Below are 22396 nucleotides of genomic sequence, written 5' to 3'. Positions count from 1 at the left end.
TGGAAACAGCGGAGAAACAGCCCAGCCTGTTCTCTTGCCTCTCGACGGCCGGCATCGGACCGGCCGCAGAAGGAGGAGAACCCGGATGCGAATCCTAGGCGTGACAGCCGTGCTGGTACTGAGCCTCGCAGCGTGCGGCGCCGGAGCCGAGACCGGCACCGGCGTCGCCTCCGTCACGGGCGGGCAGTCCGCCAGCAGCGCCCAGCCCAGCCTCGACCCGCAGGCGCAGGGCGTGAAATGGGCGCAGTGCATGCGCGAGAACGGCGTCGACATCGAGGACCCCAAGCCCGGCCAGGGCGTCAAGATGACGATGGGACCGGGCAACAAGGACGCGATGGACAAGGCCCAGAAGGCGTGCGACGCCCTCCGGCCGAAGGGCGGCATGGGCGGCCCCGGCAACCCGCAGAACGGCGAGAAGCTCCGCAAGCTCGCCCAGTGCATGCGCGAGAACGGCGTCGAGCAGTTCCCCGACCCCGACGGCGGCATGCTCCGGATGACCAAGGAAGTCGGCGACGACCCCGACTTCGCGGCCGCGCAGAAGACCTGCCAGATGGACAGCACCATGGGAGGTTCTTGATGGGCTCGGCCACCCTCGACGACAAGGCGGGCCAGGACCTCGGGTCCGACCGCCCGCGCCGGCGCCGTGGCCGTGGCAGGAAGATCGCCGGGCTGCTCGTCGCGGTGGCCCTCGCCGGCGCGGCGGCGGTGACCGTACGCATGCTCGACCGCACCGGCGAGCCGGCGAGCGCCGCCGCGCTGCCGCCGGCCACCGTCCAGATCGCCAAGGAGACGCTGGAGGACACGCTGGAGGCCGACGGCGAGCTCGGCTACGGCCCGGCGACCACCGCGGTGAACCGCAAGCCCGGCACCATCACCTGGTTGCCGGACAGCGGTGACACGATCACCCGTGGCAGATCGCTCTACCGGGTCGACAACGACCCGGTGGTGCTCATGTACGGCTCGACCCCCGCGTACCGGGACCTCAAGGACGGCGTCGAGGGCCGCGACGTGGAGAACCTGGAACGCAACCTCAGCAAGCTCGGCTACGACGGCTTCACCGTCGACGACGAGTACACCTACGCCACCGCCGTGGCCGTCATGGAATGGCAGGAGGACCGCGGCCTGGAGGAGACCGGCGTGGTCGAGCTCGGCCGGGTCGTGTTCGCCGACGGCAAGGTGCGCGTGGACACGCTGGACGCCCAGGTGGGCCAGCCCACCTCGCCCGGCCAGAAGGTGCTGTCGTACACCGGCACCACCAAGGTCGTCACCGTCCGGCTCGACGCCGAGGACCAGCGGCTGGCCAAGGAGAAGAGCAAGGTCTCCGTCACGCTGCCCGACGACAGGACCGCGCGCGGCAAGGTCACCGAGGTCGCCACCATCATCGTGCCGGGGGAGGGCAACGAGGAGCCGGAAACCAAGATCGAAGCGCTCGTCGCCCTCGACGCCAAGGACAGGAAGAAGGCCAACGGCCTCGACAACGCCGCCGTGGACGTCACCTTCACCGCCGACAAGCGCGAGGACGTGCTCACTGTGCCGATCGCCTCACTCGTGGCCCTGCGCGAGGGCGGCTTCGGCGTCGAGGTCGTCGAGGGCACCACCACCCGGTACGTCGCCGTCAAGACGGGGCTGTTCTCCGGGGGCCGCGTGGAGATCGAGGGCGAGGGCCTGGCCGAGGGCATGACCGTGGGGACGGCGGCCTCATGATCTCCCTGACCGACGTGAGCAAGTCCTACCCCGGCGGGGTCACCGCGCTGGCGTCCGTCTCGCTGGAGATCCGGCGCGGCGAACTCGTCGCCATCGTCGGCCCGTCCGGCTCCGGCAAGTCCACGATGCTCAACACCATCGGCACGCTCGACCGGCCTTCCGGCGGGACCGTGCGCATCGACGGGTACGACGTGTCCAAGCTGTCGGACAACCAGCTCTCCGCGCTGCGGGGCACCCGGATCGGCTTCGTCTTCCAGCACTTCCACCTGGCCGCCAAGGTCTCCGCGCTGGACAACGTCGCCGACGGCCTCCTCTACAGCGGCCTGCCGCTGTCCGAACGCCGCCGCCGCGCCCGGGCCGCACTGGACCGGGTGGGCCTCGGCCACCGCATCGACCACGAGCCGCACGAGCTGTCCGGCGGCGAACGGCAGCGCGTCGCCATCGCCCGTGCGGTGGCCGGCGATCCCCCGCTGGTGCTCGCCGACGAGCCGACCGGCGCGCTCGACTCGGTCTCCGGGGCCGGGGTGATGGAGCTGCTGCACGACCTGCACGGCTCCGGCACCACCATCGTGATCATCACCCATGACAGGGAGATCGCCGGCAGCCTGCCCCGCCAGGTACGCATGCGCGACGGCCGCATCGTCGCCGACTCCGCCGCCCTCACAGGGGTGGCCTGATGACCGCTCCGCTGGCGGCGGCCAGGATGCGCCCCCGCGACGTGATGCGGGTCGGCGCGGTCGGCCTGCGCACCCGCCCCATGCGGGCCTTCCTGTCGGCGCTCGGCATCGCCATCGGCATCGCGGCGATGATCGGCGTGGTCGGCATCTCCTCCTCGTCAGGCGCCGAACTGGACCGCCAGCTCTCGGCGCTCGGCACCAACCTGCTCACCGTTTCGTCCGGGCAGACGATCTTGGGGGAGGAGGCCAAGATGCCGGTGGACGCCGAGGCGATGATCGAACGCATCGGCCCCGTCCAGGCGGTCTCCGCGATCGGCGAGATCCCCCAGGCCAAGGTCTACCGGTCCGAGCAGATAGCCGCCGCCCAGACCGGCGGCCTCACCACCTACGCCGTCCGCCTCGACCTGCCCGAGGTGCTCGGCGCCACCCTGCGCAGCGGCACCTGGCTCAACGCCGCCACGCAGACCTACCCGGCCGTGGTGCTCGGAGCCACCACGGCCGAGCGGCTCGGCGTGAGCGCCGCCGGCCCCGACGCCCAGGTGGTCATCGGCGGCGAGCGCTTCACCGTCGTCGGCATCCTGGAACCGGTCGCGCTCGCCTCCGACCTCGACACCGGCGCCCTGGTCGGCTGGCCCATCGCCGAGGACGTGCTCGACTACGACGGCCACCCGACCACCCTCTACACGCGCGCCGACGAGACCCGGATGGAGGCCGTACGGTCGGTTCTGGCGGGCACCGCGAACCCGGAGGCGTCCAACGAGGTCGACATCTCCCGGCCCTCGGACGCCCTGGCCGCCAAGCAGGCCACCGAACAGGCGTTCACCGGCCTGCTCCTGGGGGTCGGCGCGGTCGCGCTGATCGTCGGCGGGGTGGGGGTGGCCAACACCATGGTCATCTCGGTGCTGGAGCGGCGCTCCGAGATCGGGCTGCGCCGCTCGCTGGGGGCCACGCGGGGGCAGATCCGTACGCAGTTCCTGGCGGAGTCGCTGCTGCTGTCGGCCATGGGCGGGGCGGGCGGCGTGTGCATCGGCGCGGTCGTCACGACGGGCTACGCGGTCTACAAGGGATGGCCGACGATCATCCCGGCGGAGGCGACGGCGGGCGGGCTCGCCGCGACGCTGCTGATCGGGGCGGTGGCGGGGCTCTACCCGGCGATCCGCGCCTCCCGGCTGTCGCCCACCGAGGCGCTGGCCACGCCGTGACCGTCCGAGGGCGGCCCCGGGCAGGCGGTCATCGCTTCGCCCGGGCCGCCTGTTTCAACCGCTCGACCAGTTCGGCCAGCCGGGGATCGCCCGCCGGAAGTCGGCGACGCTCTTCCCGGGCAGCCACTCCTGGGCCGGTTCAGGGTCATCCCTGACCGCCGCGCCCTGGTCGAACCCGGGATACAGGTACGAGCCGGCCACGGCGCCCTCGACCGGATCGGTGTCCGCGCGATCAGGTCTCCGGTGGGAACCAGGCTCGCAGGTTTTCCGGATCGATCGGCATGGAAACATGCTCGTGCGTGATCGACCAGATGCCGTTCGATCGCCGGCAGCACACGGTCGACCGTACCCACATCGCGAGGTCGAGCCCGTTCTTGCGCTTGCCGGAGTCCAGGTGAAGCATGTGCGCGAACGCGAGGCCGTCGTTCGCCGCGATGTTCAGGCCGTGCGTTTCCAAGCCGATGGCCCCCTCGTACCCGTCGAACCATCGCAGGAAGTTGCGGCGCACCTCGCCGAATCCCGCGAACTGGAGAGGGGGCACGGCGTCGTAATAGACGATGTCGGGCGAGTAATGCGCCATGAGCCGGTCGATGTCCTTCGCGCGGCAAGCGTCGACCCGGCTGGCCAGGAGCGCCCTGACCTCGGACTCATCCGTAGTCATCGCATCCTCCGTTCAAGAAGTCCGTGCGTTCAGGTTCGGCGGTACGACGACGCACGGCGCCGGAATGTGAGGTGGCGCGCCGGCCTCACATTCCGGGACCGTGTTTCACCGCGCCCGGCGGCGCGTCCACGTCAAGCCAGTAACCCGTCCCCGATCCAGCCCTCGGCCGTGCAGCCGGGCGGGATGGCGAAGACGGCCGAGCCGATCGTCGTCACCCACTCGTTGAGCAGGTCCCCCTCCGCCAGCCGTCGCTGGACGGGGACGAACTGCCGCTCCACGTCCGCCTGGTACGACGCGAACAGCAGCCCGGAATCCGACTTGCCGTCCGCGCTGACCCCTTCGTCGTAGTTGTACGGTCTGCGCAGGATGCGGGAGCCGGGATCGGCGGTACGAGCCCGCCTGATGTGGGCGTACTCGGAGATCACCGGGAAGCCGAGCCGGTTGAGCCGGTCGAAGTCCGGCTCGTCGCGCTCGGCCCGCCCGGTCAGCGGCGCGCCGGTGTCCAGGCGGCGGCCGATCGTGAACTCCCTGGCCACCCGGTCGGCCGCGTCCCAGGTCTCCAGGTTCATCCGGATGCGCCGGAGGACCAGCGTGGTGCCGCCGCGCAGCCATGCGGGCCCGTCGTCGATCCACACGGCCCGGTCCAGGTCCGTCGGGTTCACGGTGCCGTCGAGCTGGCCCATCAGGTTGCGCTGCGTGGCGCCCGGCGCTCCGGCGGCACTGCGGAAGCCGCGCTGCGTCCACCGGACCCCGGCGAAGGACCGCGCGTCCTTGACGATCATCCGCAGGGCGTGCGCGACGGTGAGGCTGTCGTCGGCGCAGATCTGCACCAGCAGGTCGCCGCCGCTCCACCGCTTGTCCAGCTTGTCCGTCTCGAACGCCGGCAGCGGCCGCACGGGCGAGTCCTTCTTCGCCGCCGCGAACAGCCCCGGCCCGAACCCGAACGTCACCGTCAGCCGCGCCGGGCCGGCCGCGAGCTCGGGCTCGGTGTCGGCCAGCGCGGGCCGCCCCTGGGTGAGGCGGCGCGCGTCGTCGGTGAGCAGCGGCAGCAGCCGGGTCAGCGCCTCCGTGCCGGTGTCCGGCAGCAGGTCGAAGGCCACGAACACGGCGTGCGCCTGCGGAACGGTCGCCACTCCCGCCTGGTGGGCCCCGTGGAACGCCTCCACGCCGGAACCCGCCGACGCCTGGGCGCTTCCGCCCACAGCGGTCGCGGCGGCGCTCGCGGCTCCGGCCACGAACAGCCCACGCCGGCTGATCCCGCGCATCAGTGCTCCATGCCGGGCTGGTAGTCCTCCTCGCCTCCAGCGAAGTCCTTGCCGATGGCGGTGAACTCCAGCGGCGCCCCGCCCTTCACCGTGAGGGTGAAGGAGATCCGCGCCCCCGGCTTCACCTCCTCGGAGACTCCCATGAGCATGATGTGGTCGCCGCCGGGCCGCAGCTCGTGCTTGCCCCCGGCCGGGACGACGAAGCCGCCCTCCTTCGGCCGCATCACCATCTTCCCGCCCGAGTCCACCACCTCGTGGAGCTCGATCACGGGTGACAGCGGCGAGGCCCCGGCCGTGACGGTCAGGTCGGCGCCGGTGTCGTTGACGAGGGTCCCGAAGGCGGCGGTCATCCCCTTCTTGACCGTCTTCACCCAGGGGTCGCTGATCGTCAGCCCCTGAGCGGCGGGGACGACGGCGGCACTCGCCTCGGCGGTGGGCTTCGCGCCGGTCGCGGCGGTGGTCTCGGGGCTGGAACCGCACCCGCTCAGCGCCACGACGGCAGCCAGCAGGAGCGCAGGACGAACGTACATGGGACATGCCTTTCTTCACCCATGGCGAGTACGCACAGGGTGTGGATCGTCGGAAGGAGAATCAGTGGGTCCCGACGACCCGGGGCGGCCCCCGCAGGCTGACGACGTGCCGCAGCACGGCCGAGCGCAGCACCGGCGGCTCGTCCGTACGGGGGGCGGAGAAAGGAATGTCGAGCACCGGCAGGAGCACGGTGAGGAGCCGCACGGCCAGCCGGCGCAGCAGCCCCCACAGGGCGGCCTCGCCGCGCGCCAGCCAGAGCGCGGTCAGCGCGCTCGCCCACGCGTGCGCGACCAGCATCCCGAGCCCGGGCACCAGCCCGGAGGAGGAGGCGTGCGCGACATGCGCGAGTGCCTCGGCAGTCGATCCCGCGTGCGCCAGCGAGAACAGCACGTGCAGCACGAGCTGCCCGGCGGCCAGCAGCGGAAGGATCACGTACGCGCTCCGCTCGCGCCCCGCGACGGGCAGCGCCAGGCAGAACGCCGCCGCGAACCCCGCCACGAGGGCGGGCCCGGCCACGCTGCCGCCGCCGAACACGTGCGCCACCACGCCCAGCCCGAGGCACACCCCGGCGAACGCCGCGGTGCGGATCAGGCGGAAGGGCAGGCTCGAAGACACGATGCCGCAATCATGACACGCCGACCCGCCGCCCGTTGATCGAGGGAATCCCGTTGACGGAGTGAGTGCTCACTCCGTACGGTGGGCGCATGACGGAGAAGAGACGCAGAGCCCCCGGCATGAGCCCCGACGAGCGCCGTGCCATGATCATCGCAACCGCCCTCCCCCTGGTCGCCGAGTACGGCACGGCCGTGACGACCAGCCAGATCGCCCGCGCCGCCGGCATCGGGGAGGCCACCGTCTTCCGCGTGTTCACCGACAAGGACGAGCTGATCGACGCCTGCATGGCCGAGGCCATGCGCCCCGACCACGCCGTCAAGGAGATCGCCTCCATCCCGGCCGACCAGCCGCTGGCCGACCGCCTGGCCGAGGCCGCCGACGCGCTGGCCGCCCACCTGGAGCGCATCGCCGCCATGACCGGCGCCCTGCACAGCACCGGCCACCGCCGGCGCGAGCAGCGGGAACGCCCCGACGGGAGCGGCCGGCGGCACTCCATGCGCCTGATCCGCGACGCCGTCGCCGACCTCATCGATCCCGACGACGACGCCCTGCGGCTCCCCGCTGACCAGGTCGCCGACGTCTTCCTCGGCCTGCTGTTCACCCGCCCCCGCACCGAGGAACTGGCCACCCCCCAGCTCGTCGAGGTCTTCCTGCACGGCGCCCTGAAGGATCGCGCGGCGTAGTCCGCCAGCTTGGGGCTGCTTAAATGACCCCCAATGCCGAAATTTCCTGACCTGCCGTCATTCGCTGCGGCCATCGCGCCCGTCATCGACGCGGTCCACGTCAACGTGCACGCCTCCGCCCGCCGTCCCCCCGACGGGCTCCTGAACGACCTGCGCTACGCCCTCCCGCTCCGCTCCGTCACCCGGCACGACCTCGCCACCGTCTATCGGTACGGCGACGCCGCCGAACGGGAGCCGGCCATCCGGGCCCACGTACGCGAAGGCACCCTGGCCGAGACGGACGGCGTGCTGCGCCTGACGGACCTGGGCCTGGCCGCCGTCCACGAGCTGTACGCGGCGCACGCGGCCGCCGTAGCCCGCGTCTGGCCGGACGTGTCGGCCCCCGCCGCCCTGGTGGGCAGGGTGCTCGACGAGGCCAGACGCGACCCGGGCGGAGCTCTGGCCGTCATGGCCCCGCCGTACGAACCGGAGGGCACGCCGCCCGGCGTGCTGCTGTTCAACCGGCTGGCCGCGCTCCGCTACCACCGCGCCGACTGCCACGCGGCGGCGTGGCAGGCCGAGGGGCTGTCGGCCGCCGAGATCGTCGCCCTCCGGCCGGGCCCGCTGCGCGACCGCGTCGAGGCCGCCACCAACCGCCGCGCCGCCCGCCCGTACGCCCTCCTCACGGACGAGGAACGCGCCACTCTTTACGGTGACTTGCTCAACCTGGTCTAGGCATGGAGAGGTTCGCAATTCCCACCTCCCGGTAACAGGCGCGAGGGAGCACTATGGTCGGGTACCTCAACCAGTCGCGTACCTCAACCAAAGGGGAGGGGCCGTGGTGGATCAGGAGCTGCCCGGCGGCCCGAGGCTGATCGTGGGGGTGGACGAGTCCCCGGCCTCGCGCTGGGCGCTGGCCTGGGCCATCGGGGTGGCCAGGCTGCATCGCATGGCGCTGGTCGCGGTGCACGTCAGCCGGGCTCCCGTGCATCCGTTCCCCGAGGCGCTGCCCGTGCAGCACGCCGTCAGGCAGGGGGAGGAGGTCCGCTGCGCGGAGGTGGTGGCGGGCGTGTTCGACGACGTGGCGGGCGGCGTGCCCGACGACCTCACCGTCGCCATGGTGGCCAGGGTCGGCGATCCCGGCTATCACCTCGTCGATCTGGCGAGCGAGGGCGACCTGCTGGTGCTCGGCCGTGGCCGGCGTGGGTTGATCAGCAGGCTGTTCCTGCCCTCGACCAGCATGTACTGCGCGCGGCACGCCCGTACGACCGTCGTGATCGTACGGCAGCCGTCACCGCCGGACGACGCGCCGCTCTCGGGCGAGCGCGCCCGGCGGTTCTTCGGCCGCCGCCACTGAGCCGCTATCCGACCAGCTTGTAGCCGGCCTCCTCGACGGCCTTGCCGATGTCGCCCCGGTCGACGGGAGTGTCGCTGACCACGGTCAGCAGGCCGCTCGCCAGGTCGACCTCCACGGACGTGACCCCGGCGACCTCCCCGACCTCCTCCTTGACCGAACTCACGCAGTGGCCGCAGGTCATGCCGTTCACGGTGAAGGTGGCGGTGCTCATATCGTGCTCCTTCGTCAGGTCGTGCTGTCTGCTCTGCCGACTCTAACACCCTACCCCCCCAGGGTATGCCTCAGGGGCGGGACTTTCTTCCCCGCGCACTCGCCCGCCGCATTTGGCATGATCCGACTGATGGGTACGTAGGACCGCTGCCATCACTTGCTAGGCTGCAAGTCAACCGTTGGGTCTCACCCCGGCAGGTGAGACCGTCGAAGAAGTGGGGTCACACCGTGAAGAAGCTGCTTGTTCTGGCGCTGGTCGCCCTTGGGGGGTTGCTGATCTGGCGCAAGGTGCAGGCCGACCGCGCCGAGCTCGATCTCTGGACCGAGGCGACCGGTAGCGAGAACTAACCGACCGGCGAGGCGATGAGTGACGTCATCCCCATCAAGCTGGCGTGCCTGGATCTTTCAGGCACCACGGTCGGTGACATCGCCATGGTCGAGCGCGCGTTCGCCGAGGCGATCGCCACCCAGGGCATAGTCCCCGGGACCGGGGCCTACGCACGTGCCATGGTCCACGTGCACCGGTCCCGGGGCCGCCCGACCATCGATGTCTTCCGCGGCCTCTTCCCCGACAACGAAGCCCAGGCCCAGGCAGCCAACCTCACGTTCGAACGCTCCTACGAGGGCGCCCTCGAACGCGCCGGCCTCGCCCCGACGCCCGGCGTCATCGAGGTCTTCGACAAGCTGCGGGGCTCCGGTGTCCACGTCGCCCTCATCACCGGCTTCAGCCGCACCACGCTGAGCCGGGTCCTCGCCATGCTCAACTGGCATGACAAGGTCGACCTCGCCATCAGCCCCGAAGACGCGGGCGGCCGCGGCCGGCCCTGGCCCGACATGGTCCTGCACGCCGTGCTCCGCCTCGGCATCCCCGACGTCCGCCAGGTGGCGGTGGCGGGCGACTCGGAAAGCGACATGCGATGCGGACGCAGCGCCGGCGCCGCGATCGTGGCCGGCGTGACGACCGGTGTCCACAGCCGCGAACGGCTCGTCAAGGGCGGCGCGACGCACCTGCTGGAGTCGATCACCGGCCTGCCCGACCTCATCCTCAGTGACGACCTCGGCACGACGCAGGTACCCGCCTAGGTTCGGTAAGATGTCTTCGTTGTAGGGGGCCTTAGCTCAGCTGGCAGAGCGCCTGCTTTGCAAGCAGGAAGTCAGGAGTTCGAATCTCCTAGGCTCCACCACACGTCAAAGGCCACATCCCATGATCGGGAGGTGGCCTTTTTGATCTTGTGCAGCTGCAAAATACAGCTACACCCTCAGTTGGGCTGGCACAGGAGCAAGCAGGCCCGCGATCATGGTGCGCGTGGCATTGCTCAGGTTGCTGGCGACCGGCCTTCTCGGCGGTGTCGTAGCGCTGCCGTTCTTGTGGATCCAGCGCGGCGAGAATTTCGAGCACGCACGACTCGCAGCCTTGATGGCGCTGGACGCTGGACAGGTCGTAACCGTTCCACTCGGATTGCTGGTGGGCATCGTGCTGGCCGCCACGCGGTCGTGGACGCGTACACCTGGCTACGCCCTGGGTGCGATCACGATTCTGTTCGGCGTGATCGTCGCAACGCAGGCTTGGGCCACGATGAACTGGGTCGAAGGACGACCTTCCGGGGTTGGTGATCCAGACGGTGAGTTCGTCATGGCGTTCCTTGCCCTGTTCTCTGGCGTGATCACGACCTTTGTCGGCGCACTCATCCTTCTCTTTCGATGGACTGGCTATGAGTCGCAAGTGGTACCGTCGTCGCGTGGCGGCGGCAGGAGAAGTCGTCAGCCCTTGTCTCACGTTGAAGGCCATTCCCCGTGAGTAGAAGAATGGCCTAATCGATCTTCGTCAGTATGCCGCACCACAGCGAGTTGGCGCAGGTGGGTGAGCAGGGCTCGTAGCGCAGCGCGTCGACGAAGCGGGCCGCGTGCTCGCGTTGCGCTTGGCCGTCGAGCGCTTGACCGAGACTCTTGGTCAGGTACTTGGTCAGGTAGCGGATGCACTGGTCGGCGTCGGAGGTGCCGGAGAGCACGCTTGCGACGTCCACCGGATCACGTGCAAGGGTTCGGCGTCCTCGTCGGCGTCGAGCCGGTCGAGGGCTTGGGCCCAGGTGGGCAGGACTTCCCCGGTGGCTGGGGCGAGGTAGCCGGCCTCTTCGCCCCAGACCGGCAGGTGCTCACCGTCGAAGACCACGGCGGCAACGGACGGCCACCAGGCCTGGTGGTAGGTCGCGGCGGCTATCTGTTTGTTCTCGGCGCGGGGCAGGGTGCCCGGGATGGCCATGTGCAGGTGCGGCGCGAGCCTCGTCTGGGGCTCCACAGAGGCGAAGTACTGCACGTCATATCCGGCGACGCGGCGAAGGTTCTGCACGAACCGGTCGACGAGCTTGGAGAAGCGCAGCGCGTCCCGGGAGGCCCGTGCGCAGTCGTAGGTGTCCGGATCGACCGGTGCGCCGTCGCAGATCTCGCCGTTGGAGGGCAGGGTGAGCGTGACGAACAGGGAGGGCCGGTACGTCTTGCCGTCCGCAGCCTGGAAGGTGCGGCCCAGGGTCGTGTTGGTCATCTTGCGCCTGGGCAGATCTGGGGCGTCCTGCCGCCGTACGGGCCGCACCTTGCCGTAGCCCAGCGGCATCAATCGCCAACGAGGTGAAGTTCGAGTGTGGCGTCTTCCCTGCAGACGGCGGCCAAGCGCGCCACGTTCTCCAGGATGTCACGTTCGCCGGCGGTCTCTGCGAGCCCAGCGAGGTAGTCCAGCCCTGCGAGAAACTGCGGCATCTCCTCACTGGTCAGGATCAGATCGCCATATGGATCTACGCGCTCCAGCATGGGCACCCCGCTGCGCCCGCGTGCCCGCTCCACCAAGCGCACAAAGACGTCGGCCCTGTCACCCACGACAGGGCCGGCCGGAACGACTCTTCTTCGTCGAGGGCTTGTTCCAGCGCGATCCACCCTCATCAAGACCGCATCGACTCCCACACTGCTCCTCACCGTGTCTTCTCGAACAAGCAGCCTCCGGCGGGAGTACTCCGGCTCCAGGATGATCGCTAAGGCTAACATTCGATGGCGATGTCCGCAGATGGCTGAGGTGAGCCCGATCATCCCGCCCGCCATCGATCCGGGAGAAGCCGAGCAGACCAGGGCCACGGGTACCAGATCGTTCCTCCGCGGGGCGCTCCATATGGCACCCGTGGCCCTGGCGCGCTTCCCCTTCGGGTGGGTCGACGGCAGACGGGATAATCAGTTGGGCGGGATGTGGGCGGTGCGTAACTCGAAGGTGAAGCGATCGCGCAGTCCCCATGCCGCGTCTTGCGCCTGAACTTCGTCAAGGAGTCGGCTGATCTTGTCGAAGAGGTCGCCAACCAGGTTGGTCCGACTTTCCTCCCAGTGAACGCTTTTCATCCTCATGCCGCCTGCGCAACGCGGTGGTTCTGGAGGACGGCGATGGCCTTGCACAGGTGCCCGGCCTTGGAAGGACAGCACCGTAGCTTCCGAAGAATCTTCCAGCTCTTCNGTGACGGACGTGATTGTGGTGATCAACCCGTCTACCAGGGGTTTCGCCATGCCATCAGGCGAATGTCGACCTTGCGATCATGCTGTGATCAGCAGCCCGCCGCACGGGGATGAAAACGGCTCACTGTCACCATCCCCAACGATGCTTTGCTGAACGAGGAAGTCGTGAGGTGGATCGAAAGTTCGGGCGAAGGAGGCCTTTCTGACAGCCAGTGCATCGTGCTGGCGATGCTCCGAAATGGAGAGGTCCTGGACAACCGTCCCTACCGGAGCGCGACCGGTGTGGATCCGCGCGTGGCTACGGCCGAACTGGGGGATGTGGTGGCACGCACGTGGGCGCAGTACGGGTTGTCCCGGCGGGGGCACCGCCCGACCCCCTGGGGAGGTACCCGCATCGACAAGGGCCGATCGACGCCCTCAACTACTGGACGCGTTCGGTGCCGAGACGCTCTCGCGAGCCGAGCTGGCCCGGCGTACCGGACTGACCGATCAGACTGTACGGCGCTGGCTCTCGATTATGCGTGACGAAGGTACGGTGGAATTGATCGGAAGCTCACCGCGAAGCCCGGCCGTCAGATACCGCCTAACCTGGCAGGGATCCCTTTTCTCACCGGTTGGGCCCGGTTAGTGGTGTACAGCACGGATGCAGCAACGCCGCCATATTCCACGATCGGGAAGGGCCCCTTTTCGACGACGGCCGCCGGCGAATGCCAAGATCTTGCGCATGAAGAGCTCACTTGTATGTGCGGCAACGGCGTGTGCCCTGTTATCACCCACCGCCGTAAAAGCGGAAAGCGTCGATCCGGTGGCGGCGGTGAAGCGGCTGATGGCCGGCCGGTTCACCGCCAAGGTGACCGAGGTGGGCAACGTCAGCCCCGGTTCGCTCTCGCGGGTGGTCGACAACACCGCCAAATGGTTCCAGTACGACGTCAAGCGCGCCGGCTCGATCCAGCTCGGTCGCAAGGGCGTCGTCGCCTCCGACCTCACCAGGCGCGTGATCTTCACGCGGGACGACTCCAAGGCCATCCTGAAAGACCTGGTCAGCAAGGGGGATCCCGTTGGCCGGAGCCTCCACGTCCAGAGGCGGACACACCGTTCCGTGGCGGCGAACGGCAAGCTGTACACCACCGGACCTCTCTACACGAAGGGGCACGGCTGGGCCCTGCGCGGCCCGGTGCACAGCGGGGGAGCCTTCAGCGACCAGATCATCAACGTCTTCGAACCGAAGACGCTGCAGCGGCTGCTGTCCGATACCGACAGCAAGAAGCGGTGGACGGGCCGGATGGGCGGTGCGCCCGGGCACAAGTACGTCATGGTCTACGGCGGGAAGCTCAGTTTCGCCGATCTCTACGCGGCGTCGGCCACCTTCCGGGCGACCGTCGGGCCGGAGCTCGATGCCGTCCTCGCCAAGGCCACGGTGACGTGGTGGCTGACGACCGGCATGGACGGCAGGCCGCTGAAGATCAGCTCTATCTGGGACACCTGGATCACCGGCCGGCCGGTCCAGCCCAGGCGGGTCGAGGGATCGGCGACGACCGAGTTCCTCTCCTGGCGTTCCGGCGTCTCCGTCAAGGTGCCGCGGAACTTCGTCAAGGTCGATGGCCCGGCAGGCGGGCTTCCTGAATTCGACGACCCGATGGAGGTCATCCGGGAGAGGGAGAAGCGTGAATAGCCACTTGTACCATTATCGACGTTGATGAACGCTGATCAACTGTTCGTGCCGAGCCGATGGCAGGAGACGGGGCATGACTTCGAGGCTGGCCGGTGACATGGTCGGCGGGCGCTACCGGCTTGCCGCCGAACTGGGGTCCGGTGGTTTCGGGCGGGTCTGGCGGGCTCGCGACGAGACCCTCGGCGTGGACGTCGCGGTCAAGGAATTGCGGCTGCCTGCGGGGATGCCGGAGGCCGAACGAGCCGAGCGGTTGGCGCGTGCCACGCGCGAGGCCCGCAACGCCGCCCGGTTGCGCAAGCACGACGGCATCGTCGCGATCCACGACATCGTCGTCGACGACGGCCTCCCCTGGATCGTCATGGAACTGGTCGACGGCCGTTCGCTGGGCGAGCACGTCAAGGAGCACGGGCCTCTTCCGGCGGCCAGGGCCGTCGAGGTCGCCGCGGCACTGCTGACGGCGATCGGCGCAGCACATCGGGAAGGTGTCGTGCACCGCGACATCAAACCCGCCAACGTCATGCTCGACGAGGACGGGAAGGTCCTGCTCACCGACTTCGGGACCGCGATCCACCGCACCGACACCGCGCTGACCGCCACGGGGATGGTCATCGGCTCGGCCGAGTACACGGCGCCCGAGCGGTTGCGCGGCAGCGACGGCCTTCCGGCGGGGGATCTGTTCTCCCTCGGCGTGACGCTTTACCAGGCGGTCGAAGGCCGCTCACCGTTCCGCCGCGACACCCCGGAAGCGACGCTCGCCGCCGTACTCCTGGAGCAGGCCCCGGCGCCGCAACGATCCGGGCCGCTCACGCAGCTCATCACCCGGCTGCTGGACAAGGACCCGGACCGCAGGCCGACCGTCGACGAAGCGCTGGCCATGGCAGTCGGCATCGCGGGTGAGCAGCCCGCAACCGAGGTCCGCCGGTGGCGCGACACCAAGATCCTCCCGGCTGGACCGAAGAATTGGCCGCCTGTCGGCGTCGCCGCGCTGCTGGTGGCCATCACGGCGATGGCGGCCCTAACGGTGCTGGGAGTCGCCGGGCTTCCCGATGCCGGCGGAACGTGGGAGCGGTTCGAGGTCAGCAACGGCAGGTTCTCGATCAGCGTCGCCGTTGCCGATGTCGTTCTCGCCGGCTTGGTGTGCGCCAGTCTCGCGTGGTTCCTGCCGGAGAAGGTCGGCAGGATCGTCATCGCTGTCGCCGGTGTCGCCGGGCTCGTCTTCGGCTGTGGCGCGACGGCTTTCGCCCTCCATGGCGCCGGCGAGTTCTTCCGCGACGCGATGAATCTCTCCGGGCGAGAGGCCGCGAACGCGTCGCTGGCCGTGATCAGCGTCGTCGTCCTCGTGGCTGCCGGGTCGGCCTGGAGCTCGCACCTCCACGTTCGGCGCGAAGCGATCCGGGGCGGGGCGCGATCATGGCTGCCCGCCCGATCCGATTAGCGCCAGGCGGCGCAACCGGTAACGTACTCCCGCCGATGGTCGTCGTCGGCGAGAGTACGTGTTCTACCGTCCAGAAGTGTTCATCGGGGCGGCTCAGTTGTAAGGGTTGTCGTAGGTCACGGATTTGGTGCGGCTGTTGTACGTGTTACCCGGATAGAACCAGCCGCCCGTCACGTACAAAGTGACGTTGGTGAGAGTGCCGGAGTGGGTGTATTCACCGTCGTAGGCATACAGGGACAACTGGCATCCGGGGGGAGCGGGCGCCGTGCCCGTCTGGGCCGGATAGAAGACGGTGCTGCCGTTGACGGAGACGTAGAAATTCGGCTTGGGGTAGGACCCGCTCCCCCAGCACAGCCGGAGCGCGTACCTGAACTTCGTGTTCCCGTCGTCGAAGGCGAGCGTGCCGGTCAGCTGGGCGAGCATGATGGACGGGCCGGCGTTCGAGTTCACCGTGATGGACACGGTCCGGTCCGGGCCGTAGGCGGCGTGCGCGGGAGTGACGGGCATCAGGATCGCCGCGAGCGTGGCGATGGCGATGGCGACGGATCTGGCCGCACGCCGTGCTTGGGAACGGGTCAATTCCAACCTCATCTCTTTCGCGATGGCGGTGGAGCGCGCACGGAGACTACGGTCGGGGCTTCCGGGCGTCCAGAGAGGCGATGGAGAGCCGCTTATTCGGCCCGGCGTTAACTTTCTGCGCGGACGGCTTTCGCGAGAGAAGGCCGGGTGTGCCACCAGGTCGGAAATTTGTGCCGCGGAGCCGTAATGCCGGAGTGGCGGGTGAAATGTTCACCCGATGGGGACGAGCTCCGGCCTCGCGTGGTTCGGCCACCACCGTGCCCTTGTGGGCGTGGGCCGTGGCGCGCACGATGGACAGGCCCAGCCCGGTGCCGCGATCGGAGCGTACCCGGTCGGTCCGCAGGCGGCGGAAGGGCTCCCAGACCCGGCAGGGTCGTCAAGGACCGTTCGGCACTCGGCGGGCTTCCTCGGTCGCGTCGGGCGGGGAGGCCGGTGTCATGATTTTTTCGGGTTCCTTCGCGCGAGTCGTCCACAGGTGGACCAGCGCGCCGGCGAACAGCGCGATCGAGGTCCACTGGTTGATCCGGAGCCCCAGGAGCGTCACCGCGTGGTCCACCCCGCCGACCGGGTCGATGCGCAGCCCCTCGATCCAGAACCGTCCCGCCGTGTAGCCGGCGACGTAGAGGGCGAACAGCCGGCCGGTGCCGAACGCGAACCGCCTGCCGGCCAGTATCAGCGCGAAGCCGAGCGCCACGTTCCACAGCGACTCGTACAGGAACGTCGGGTGGTAGAGCACGCCGGGCTGGCCGCCGTGGGCCTGGTCGATCTCCAGGCCCCAGGGCAACGTGGTCGGGCTGCCGTACAGCTCCTGGTTGAACCAGTTGCCCCAGCGGGCGATCGCCTGCCCGAACGCGATGCCGGGCGCGACCGCGTCGGCCACGGCGGCGAGGGACAGCCCGCGGCGGCGGCAGCTCAGCCACACGCCCACGCCGCCCAGCGCCACCGCGCCCCAGATGCTGAGCCCGCCCTCCCAGATGAACAGCGCCTGGTAGGGCTCCTTGATCGCGCGCGGCCCGAAGTAGGTCTGCCAGTCGGTGATGAGGTGGTAGAGCCGAGCGCCGATCAGGCCGAAGACCACCCCGGGGACCGCGATGTCGTGGATCGCGCCCTTCTCGCCGCCCCGGGCGCGCCAGCGGCGCTCGCTCAGCCAGATGCCGAAGGCGATGCCGATGATGAAGCACAACGCGTACGCCCGGATCGGGATGAATCCGAGGTGCCAGACCCCCTGGGCAGGGCTGGGAATCGAGGCGAGGAGCATGTCGGCGACGCTAGCGGATAACTCATCGGGCAAACAGATGGCGAACTCGTCGCCGGACTCGCTCGGACGGGTTCGTTCGTAAGCTGAAGAGGTGCCTCCCGCGCTGGTTCTGCTCGACGACGTCCGCTGGCGGGGTGTGCGTGTGGTCGGAGATCGCGCGCACAGCCTGCTGGCCGTACTCGCCATGCACGGACGCGCGGGGGTCAGCGTCGAGCGGCTGGTCGAGGCGCTGTGGCCCGACGCGGAGCCGGCCAACCCGACGAAGGCGCTGCAGGTGGTCATCTCGCGGACCAGGGCCGCGACCTGCGCCGACGTCGCGGTGCGGATGCCGCGTGGTTACCGGCTCGGTCTGCCGGCCGGTCAGGTCGACGCGCTGCTGCTCGGCACGCTGGTGGAGCAGGCGCGGGCCGCGCTGGGTGACGACGACATGGTGCTCGCGCGCCGCCGCGCCGAGGAGGCGATGGCGCTCGTGGCCGGCGGGTCCGACGGCGCCACGGGCCCGCTCGCCGAGCTGAGGGACGTCGCCGCGGGGTGGGCGGCCGAGGCGCGACGGGTGGCGGCGGTCGCGGCGGGCCGCAGCGGCGCCCACGAGAGCGCGCTGCCGCTGCTGGAGGACGCCGCGGCCGATCGGCCGCACGACGAGGAAGTGCTCGCCTGCCTGCTGCGCAGCGAGGCCGCCGTACGAGGTGCCGCCGCCGCTCTGGAGCGTTACGAGCGGTATCGCGCCGGCCTGGTCGCGCGGCTCGGCACCGAACCGGGGCCCGAGCTCGCCCGCGTCCACACCGAACTCCTCGTCGCCGACCGGCCGGTGCGCGAGGGCATCCTGTTCGACGGGTCCTCGCTGCTCGGCCGCGACGACGACATCCGCGCGGTGCACGCCCTGCTGCAGACCAACCGGGTGGTCTCCATCATCGGCCCCGGCGGGCTGGGCAAGACGCGGCTGGCCCATGTCGCCGGCAGGAACGCCACCCAGCCCATCGCGCACTTCGTCGAACTCGTCGGCGTCTCCTCGCCGGAGGGCGTGGTGGGCGAGGTGGGCGCCGCACTCGGGGTCCGCGACTCGGTCAGCGGGCGGCGTGTCCTGACCCCCGAACAGCGCTCCGACGTCCGCGCCCGGATCGCCCGGCATCTCGACCAGGCGCCGGCGCTGCTGATCCTGGACAACTGCGAGCACGTGATCTCGGCCGTCGCCGACCTGGTGGCCTTCCTCACCGTGACGACCCGCGACCTGCGAGTGCTCATCACCTCGCGCGCCCCCTTGTCGATCCCCGCCGAACGCGTCTACCTGCTCGGCGAGCTGCCCACGGGCGACGCGCTGGAGCTGTTCCGCCAGCGCGCCACGGCCGCCCGCCCCGGGGTGCGGATCGACGAGGGAGCGGCCGGGGAGATCGTCGCCCGCCTCGACGGGCTGCCTCTCGCGATCGAGCTGGCCGCGGCCAAGGTACGGGTGATGTCGGTCGAGGAGATCGCGCGGCGCCTGGCGGACCGGTTCGCCCTGCTGCGCGGCGGGAACCGGACGGCACCCGACCGGCACCGCACGCTGCTCGCGGTCATCGACTGGTCGTGGAATCTGCTGGCCGAGCCGGAACGGCGGGCTCTGCGGTGGATGTCGCTGTTCGGCGACGGCTTCACGCTGGCCTCGGCCGAGCACGTACTCGGTGGCGACGCCCTTCACGTCGTGGACGCGCTGACCGAGCAGTCGATGATCGGCGTCCGTGAGACGAGGTACGGCCTCCGCTACCGGATGCTGGAGACCGTCAGGGAGTTCGGCTGGATGCGGCTGAAGGAGGCCGGTGAGGAGGCGCCCGCCCGGGCGGCGCAGCGGGACTGGGCGACGGCGTACGCCCTCGAACACGCCTCCCGGCTGTTCAGCCCGGCGCAGTTCGCGGCGGCCGACGCGTTGCGCGCCGAGGAGAGCAACCTCGCCGAACTGCTCCGGCAGGCGCTCGGCGAGTCCGATCCCGTGACGACCGTCCAGTTGCTGGCCGGCGTCGGCACGCTGTGGTCGATCCGCGGCGATCACTCCCGGGTGTTCGTGCACCGGGACGCGATCACCCGGGTGATCACCGGCTGGGCGCCGCCGCCGCACCTCGTCGAGGTGACCAGGTCCGCCCTGCTGATCATGCTGATGAACCTCATGGTCGTCACCGACCGCCGCGACGACCCGCTGCGCGACCTCCTGCGTGCGCTGCCCGCGGGTGAGACGACGGACCCCCGCCTGGCGGCCCTGAGCACGGTGCTGATCGCGTGCGACGTGCCCGACGGCGCCGACGTACGCCGCCGGTTGGCCGAGCTGTGCCGGAGCGACGACCGTGACGTGGCCGTGGCGGCGATGCAGGCGAACGTCCACGTCCTGGAGAACGCGGGAGACGTACGCGCGGCGGTCGAGGTCGCCGAGCGAGCCCTGACCCTGATGCGCGAGGACGAGGGGCCGTGGTTCGTCACGATCATGCACGCCGAGCTGGCCCACCTGGTCATGCACCTGGGCGATCGCCGGCGGGCCGTCGCACACGCCCGGACCGCCATCCCGGTGCTGAGCCGCCTCGGCGCCACGGACGACGAGACCCAGCTGCGCGCCCTGCTGCTGGTCTCCGCGCTCGCCGACGGCGACTTCGACACCGCCGAGGCCGAGCTCGCCGAGCTCGGCCGGATCCACGACAACGAGGCGGTGCTCGGCGGGGTGGCGATGGTCTCGTTGTGCGCGGCGGAGCTCGCGCTCGCCCGGGGCGAGACGGCCGCCGCGCTCGCGGAGTACCGGCTGGCCGTCCAGCGGGCGCGGGACCTGCGCCTGCCCGGGGTGCTGTACGTCGAGGCCACGCCGTGGGCGATCATGGCGGAGTCGGTCACCCTGACGGCGTACGCGTACCATGCCCCGCCGGAGGAGGTCCGCTACGGCGAGGAGCTGTTCGCGACCGTCCGGGGCCACGACCTGCTGGGCGCCGAGAACCCCATTTTCGACTACCCGGTGTGCGGTTCGGTGCTCTTCGCGCTCGGCGCCTGGGGATTGCTGCGGGGTGGCCTGGCCCCCTGCGACGCGATCAGGTTGCTGGTGCTGGCCGAGCGGTTCTCGTACAACAACAGCATGCCGTGCATGGCCTTCGAGCGGATCGAGCCGTACGCCGAGCGGGCCGCGCCCGGGGTGATCGCAGCCGTGCGGGCCGAGTACGGCGACCGGCGCGGCTCCGAGCTGCTCCACGAGGCGCGTGATCACATGTGCCGCTTGTAACTGCGTACCGACAGTGGTGCGAAGATCGCGATGACGATCGCGCACGCCAGGAGCGTCCAGGCGACCTCGCCGCTGACGAGGGCGTTGTTGGAGAGGTCGCGGGCGGCCGTGACCAGGTGCGAGACCGGGTTGATCCGGACGAACGCGGCCAGCCAGCCGGGCAGGGTCTCGACGGGGACGAACGCGTTCGACAGGAACGTCAGCGGGAACAAGATCATCATGGAGATGCCCTGGACGGCCTGGGCGCTCCTGGCGATCGTGCCGATCCAGGTGAAGACCCACGCCAGCGACCAGCCCGTGATGATCGCCAGCAGGATCGCGGCGAGCACGCCGCCCACCCCGCCCTCCGGGCGGTAGCCCATCACCAGGCCCATGGCGAAGGTCAGCGTCGCCGCGGTCGTGTAGCGCAGCAGGTCGGCCACCATCGGGCCGGCGAGCGGCGCGATCCGGGCGATCGGCAGCGACTTGAACCGGTCGAAGACGCCCTTCTCCATGTCCTCACGCAGTTGCGTGCCCGTCGCCATGCAGGTCGTCAGCACGGTCTGGGCGAGGATGCCGGGAATCATCAGAGGTAGGTAGCTCTGTACGTCACCCGCGATGGCGCCGCCGAAGACGAAGGCGAACATCGCGGTGAACAGGATGGGCTGCAGCGCCACGTCGGAGAACTGCTCCGGGTTGCGGCGCATCTTCTTGACCGCCCGCCACGCCATCGTCAGGGTCTGGCTGAGCGTCTCCCCCATGGAGACGCGCCGCCGGGTGGCCGCCACGCGATCGGCGGCCCGTACCGTCTCGCGGGCGGGTGCGATCATGGTGCTCATCGGCTCTCCTCCGTGTCCTTCTCGTCGTCCCCGTCCGTCCCGTGGCCGGTGAGGGCCAGGAACACCTCGTCCAGGCTGGGCTTGGCCACGCTGACCGAAGAGATCGACACCCCGGCGCCACGCAGCGCGATCAGCACGTCCGAGGCCAGATCGGCCCGGTCGAGGGCGACGTTGAGGCGGCCCCGCTCCGGGCTGACCACCGGCTCGGAGCCGAGGACGCGCCGCACGACCTCCACGGCGGCGGGCACCTCGTCCGGCTCGGCGAGCGTCAACTGCAGGGCAGAGTCGCCGACCGCGGACTTCAGCTCGTCGGGGGTGCCCTCGGCGACCTTGCGGCCGTGGTCGATGACGGCGACGCGATCGGCGAGCTGGTCGGCCTCGTCCAGATATTGCGTGGTCAGCAGCACGGTGCAGCCGTCGGCCACCAGGCCGCGGATGGTGTCCCACATCTGGCCGCGGGTGCGCGGGTCGAGACCGGTGGTCGGCTCGTCCAGGAAGATCAGCGGCGGCCTGGTGATGAGGCTGGCCGCCAGGTCGAGGCGCCGCCGCATGCCACCCGAGTACTGGGCGATGGGCCTGTCGGCGGCGTCCTCCAGGCCGAACTGGCCCAGCAACTCGGCGGCGACGCTGCGGGCGCGCGGCGCGGCGACGCCCTGCAGCCGGGCGAAGAGCCAGAGGTTCTCGCGGGCGGTCAGGTTCTCGTCGACCGACGCGTACTGCCCGGTGACCCCGACCAACTGGCGGATCCTGTGCGGGTCGCGGGCCACGTCCACCCCGAAGATCTCGGCACGGCCCGCGTCGATCTCCAGCAGGGTGGCCAGCATCCGTAGCGTGGTGGTCTTGCCGGCGCCGTTCGGGCCGAGGACGCCGAAGATCTCACCAGGGCGCACGTCCAGGTCGATCCCGTCCACGGCGCGGTGCCCGCCGAACGTCTTCACCAGCCCCCGCGCGTGTACGGCGAGGTCGATCGTCCTGTCGGGGGGATGGCCGGCCCCGAGTTCTGTGATGCTCATGGCTTCACTCTCGGCGGCGCCGGTT

General features: G+C 70.2%; 24 protein-coding genes, 1 tRNA gene and 1 pseudogene. 14 read left to right on the top strand and 12 right to left on the bottom strand.

All coding sequences use genetic code 11. The features are described 5' to 3' along the window. The first annotated feature begins 85 nt into the window (after positions 1–85). From ADY59_RS09115 to ADY59_RS09100, 4 genes are read left to right on the top strand one after another with little or no spacing between them, the layout of a single operon-like run. Positions 86–577, top strand: a complete 492-nt coding sequence (locus ADY59_RS09115; protein ID WP_063780606.1) for a hypothetical protein — start codon at positions 86–88, stop codon at positions 575–577. Further along, positions 577–1704 (top strand): peptidoglycan-binding protein, encoded by a 1128-nt coding sequence (locus ADY59_RS09110; protein WP_049560153.1) that lies wholly within the window; start codon positions 577–579, stop codon positions 1702–1704. Before ADY59_RS09115 ends, ADY59_RS09110 begins: the two co-directional genes overlap by 1 nt. Continuing rightward, complete coding sequence (locus ADY59_RS09105) at positions 1701–2381, top strand: ABC transporter ATP-binding protein (protein WP_049560150.1); 681 nt, start codon at positions 1701–1703, stop codon at positions 2379–2381. Before ADY59_RS09110 ends, ADY59_RS09105 begins: the two co-directional genes overlap by 4 nt. Continuing rightward, complete coding sequence (locus ADY59_RS09100) at positions 2381–3583, top strand: ABC transporter permease (RefSeq protein WP_049560148.1); 1203 nt, start codon at positions 2381–2383, stop codon at positions 3581–3583. The genes ADY59_RS09105 and ADY59_RS09100 overlap by 1 nt, the downstream gene beginning before the upstream one ends. 54 nt (positions 3584–3637) lie before the next feature. On the opposite strand, the gene ADY59_RS49770 is transcribed toward ADY59_RS09100, so the two are convergent. From ADY59_RS49770 to ADY59_RS09080, 5 genes are all read right to left on the bottom strand, one after another. Then, positions 3638–3784, bottom strand: coding sequence for a hypothetical protein (locus ADY59_RS49770; protein WP_156325390.1), 147 nt, complete (start codon positions 3782–3784; stop codon positions 3638–3640). 31 nt (positions 3785–3815) lie between these two features. Then, positions 3816–4244 carry a YybH family protein gene (locus tag ADY59_RS09095; RefSeq protein WP_049560140.1) on the bottom strand — a complete coding sequence of 143 codons (429 nt, stop codon included), beginning with the start codon at positions 4242–4244 and terminating at the stop codon, positions 3816–3818. A gap of 131 nt (positions 4245–4375) precedes the next feature. Then, positions 4376–5509, bottom strand: a complete 1134-nt coding sequence (locus tag ADY59_RS09090) for a Dyp-type peroxidase (protein WP_053174566.1) — start codon at positions 5507–5509, stop codon at positions 4376–4378. Further along, a complete protein-coding gene (locus tag ADY59_RS09085; RefSeq protein WP_049560137.1) occupies positions 5509–6039 on the bottom strand; it encodes a copper chaperone PCu(A)C in 531 nt (176 codons plus the stop codon). The genes ADY59_RS09090 and ADY59_RS09085 overlap by 1 nt, the downstream gene beginning before the upstream one ends. A gap of 61 nt (positions 6040–6100) precedes the next feature. Further along, positions 6101–6655, bottom strand: coding sequence for a hypothetical protein (locus ADY59_RS09080; RefSeq protein WP_049560134.1), 555 nt, complete (start codon positions 6653–6655; stop codon positions 6101–6103). A gap of 89 nt (positions 6656–6744) precedes the next feature. On the opposite strand from ADY59_RS09080, the gene ADY59_RS09075 reads away from it, so the two are divergent. From ADY59_RS09075 to ADY59_RS09065, 3 genes are all read left to right on the top strand, one after another. Beyond that, complete coding sequence (locus tag ADY59_RS09075; RefSeq protein ID WP_231618616.1) at positions 6745–7338, top strand: TetR/AcrR family transcriptional regulator; 594 nt, start codon at positions 6745–6747, stop codon at positions 7336–7338. Between the two features lie 33 nt (positions 7339–7371). Next, positions 7372–8052 (top strand): hypothetical protein, encoded by a 681-nt coding sequence (locus ADY59_RS47445; protein WP_053174563.1) that lies wholly within the window; start codon positions 7372–7374, stop codon positions 8050–8052. Positions 8053–8155: 103 nt separating this feature from the next. After that, complete coding sequence (locus ADY59_RS09065; RefSeq protein WP_049560129.1) at positions 8156–8674, top strand: universal stress protein; 519 nt, start codon at positions 8156–8158, stop codon at positions 8672–8674. Between the two features lie 4 nt (positions 8675–8678). On the opposite strand, the gene ADY59_RS09060 is transcribed toward ADY59_RS09065, so the two are convergent. After that, the gene (locus ADY59_RS09060; RefSeq protein ID WP_049560126.1) at positions 8679–8885 is read right to left on the bottom strand and encodes a heavy-metal-associated domain-containing protein; all 207 of its coding nucleotides are present in this window, start codon (positions 8883–8885) and stop codon (positions 8679–8681) included. 227 nt (positions 8886–9112) lie between these two features. On the opposite strand from ADY59_RS09060, the gene ADY59_RS52395 reads away from it, so the two are divergent. From ADY59_RS52395 to ADY59_RS09045, 4 genes are all read left to right on the top strand, one after another. Continuing rightward, positions 9113–9232: a DLW-39 family protein gene (locus ADY59_RS52395; protein WP_013130296.1), complete on the top strand. Its 120-nt coding sequence runs from the start codon at positions 9113–9115 to the stop codon at positions 9230–9232. A gap of 15 nt (positions 9233–9247) precedes the next feature. Then, entirely contained in the window at positions 9248–9967 is a 720-nt protein-coding gene (locus ADY59_RS09055) for an HAD family hydrolase (RefSeq protein ID WP_049560123.1), read from the top strand. Positions 9968–9992: 25 nt separating this feature from the next. Next, positions 9993–10068, top strand: a tRNA-Ala gene (locus tag ADY59_RS09050). A 122-nt stretch (positions 10069–10190) separates the two neighbouring features. Continuing rightward, entirely contained in the window at positions 10191–10682 is a 492-nt protein-coding gene (locus tag ADY59_RS09045; protein ID WP_156325389.1) for a hypothetical protein, read from the top strand. A gap of 22 nt (positions 10683–10704) precedes the next feature. Here the strand turns inward: ADY59_RS09045 and ADY59_RS09035 are convergent. After that, positions 10705–11459: pseudogene (locus ADY59_RS09035) on the bottom strand (replication initiator); the annotation flags it as partial. A gap of 32 nt (positions 11460–11491) precedes the next feature. Continuing rightward, entirely contained in the window at positions 11492–11959 is a 468-nt protein-coding gene (locus ADY59_RS49765; RefSeq protein WP_156325388.1) for a hypothetical protein, read from the bottom strand. A 1054-nt stretch (positions 11960–13013) separates the two neighbouring features. On the opposite strand from ADY59_RS49765, the gene ADY59_RS09025 reads away from it, so the two are divergent. Together ADY59_RS09025 and ADY59_RS47440 are read left to right on the top strand one after the other, a co-directional pair. Further along, positions 13014–14042 (top strand): hypothetical protein, encoded by a 1029-nt coding sequence (locus ADY59_RS09025; protein ID WP_197093509.1) that lies wholly within the window; start codon positions 13014–13016, stop codon positions 14040–14042. 97 nt (positions 14043–14139) lie between these two features. Further along, the gene (locus ADY59_RS47440) at positions 14140–15477 is read left to right on the top strand and encodes a serine/threonine-protein kinase (RefSeq protein WP_197093508.1); all 1338 of its coding nucleotides are present in this window, start codon (positions 14140–14142) and stop codon (positions 15475–15477) included. A gap of 93 nt (positions 15478–15570) precedes the next feature. Here the strand turns inward: ADY59_RS47440 and ADY59_RS09015 are convergent, their stop codons facing one another. Further along, positions 15571–16062, bottom strand: a complete 492-nt coding sequence (locus ADY59_RS09015; protein ID WP_156325385.1) for a hypothetical protein — start codon at positions 16060–16062, stop codon at positions 15571–15573. Positions 16063–16432: 370 nt separating this feature from the next. Next, positions 16433–17314 (bottom strand): prolipoprotein diacylglyceryl transferase, encoded by an 882-nt coding sequence (lgt, locus tag ADY59_RS09010; RefSeq protein ID WP_049560106.1) that lies wholly within the window; start codon positions 17312–17314, stop codon positions 16433–16435. Between the two features lie 91 nt (positions 17315–17405). Between lgt and ADY59_RS09005 the strand changes: the two genes are divergently transcribed. Beyond that, positions 17406–20540: a BTAD domain-containing putative transcriptional regulator gene (locus tag ADY59_RS09005; RefSeq protein ID WP_049560103.1), complete on the top strand. Its 3135-nt coding sequence runs from the start codon at positions 17406–17408 to the stop codon at positions 20538–20540. On the opposite strand, the gene ADY59_RS09000 is transcribed toward ADY59_RS09005, so the two are convergent. Both ADY59_RS09000 and ADY59_RS08995 read right to left on the bottom strand, forming a co-directional pair. Beyond that, a complete protein-coding gene (locus tag ADY59_RS09000) occupies positions 20522–21358 on the bottom strand; it encodes an ABC transporter permease (RefSeq protein ID WP_049560101.1) in 837 nt (278 codons plus the stop codon). The genes ADY59_RS09005 and ADY59_RS09000 overlap by 19 nt on opposite strands. After that, a complete protein-coding gene (locus ADY59_RS08995; protein WP_049560099.1) occupies positions 21355–22371 on the bottom strand; it encodes an ATP-binding cassette domain-containing protein in 1017 nt (338 codons plus the stop codon). The genes ADY59_RS09000 and ADY59_RS08995 overlap by 4 nt, the downstream gene beginning before the upstream one ends. Positions 22372–22396 lie beyond the last annotated feature (25 nt).

Origin of the sequence: Nonomuraea sp. SBT364, from assembly GCF_001083785.1 — a bacterium.
In the GTDB taxonomy this organism is placed as follows: Bacteria; Actinomycetota; Actinomycetes; order Streptosporangiales; family Streptosporangiaceae; genus Nonomuraea.
This window is presented reverse-complemented; position numbering and strand designations above follow the sequence as displayed.

Bases quoted from the DNA above. Each gene is read 5' to 3' on its own strand.
- ADY59_RS09105 (WP_049560150.1), top strand. From the start codon at position 1,701: ATGATCTCCCTGACCGACGTGAGCAAGTCCTACCCCGGCGGGGTCACC.
- ADY59_RS08995 (WP_049560099.1), bottom strand. From the start codon at position 22,371: ATGAGCATCACAGAACTCGGGGCCGGCCATCCCCCCGACAGGACGATC.
- ADY59_RS49765 (WP_156325388.1), bottom strand. From the start codon at position 11,959: ATGATCGGGCTCACCTCAGCCATCTGCGGACATCGCCATCGAATGTTA.
- ADY59_RS09100 (WP_049560148.1), top strand. From the start codon at position 2,381: ATGACCGCTCCGCTGGCGGCGGCCAGGATGCGCCCCCGCGACGTGATG.
- ADY59_RS09055 (WP_049560123.1), top strand. From the start codon at position 9,248: ATGAGTGACGTCATCCCCATCAAGCTGGCGTGCCTGGATCTTTCAGGC.
- ADY59_RS09025 (WP_197093509.1), top strand. From the start codon at position 13,014: ATGCAGCAACGCCGCCATATTCCACGATCGGGAAGGGCCCCTTTTCGA.
- ADY59_RS09115 (WP_063780606.1), top strand. From the start codon at position 86: ATGCGAATCCTAGGCGTGACAGCCGTGCTGGTACTGAGCCTCGCAGCG.
- ADY59_RS09000 (WP_049560101.1), bottom strand. From the start codon at position 21,358: ATGAGCACCATGATCGCACCCGCCCGCGAGACGGTACGGGCCGCCGAT.
- ADY59_RS09060 (WP_049560126.1), bottom strand. From the start codon at position 8,885: ATGAGCACCGCCACCTTCACCGTGAACGGCATGACCTGCGGCCACTGC.
- ADY59_RS47445 (WP_053174563.1), top strand. From the start codon at position 7,372: ATGCCGAAATTTCCTGACCTGCCGTCATTCGCTGCGGCCATCGCGCCC.
- ADY59_RS09090 (WP_053174566.1), bottom strand. From the start codon at position 5,509: ATGCGCGGGATCAGCCGGCGTGGGCTGTTCGTGGCCGGAGCCGCGAGC.
- ADY59_RS09075 (WP_231618616.1), top strand. From the start codon at position 6,745: ATGACGGAGAAGAGACGCAGAGCCCCCGGCATGAGCCCCGACGAGCGC.
- ADY59_RS09085 (WP_049560137.1), bottom strand. From the start codon at position 6,039: ATGTACGTTCGTCCTGCGCTCCTGCTGGCTGCCGTCGTGGCGCTGAGC.
- ADY59_RS47440 (WP_197093508.1), top strand. From the start codon at position 14,140: ATGGTCGGCGGGCGCTACCGGCTTGCCGCCGAACTGGGGTCCGGTGGT.
- lgt (WP_049560106.1), bottom strand. From the start codon at position 17,314: ATGCTCCTCGCCTCGATTCCCAGCCCTGCCCAGGGGGTCTGGCACCTC.
- ADY59_RS09110 (WP_049560153.1), top strand. From the start codon at position 577: ATGGGCTCGGCCACCCTCGACGACAAGGCGGGCCAGGACCTCGGGTCC.
- ADY59_RS09095 (WP_049560140.1), bottom strand. From the start codon at position 4,244: ATGACTACGGATGAGTCCGAGGTCAGGGCGCTCCTGGCCAGCCGGGTC.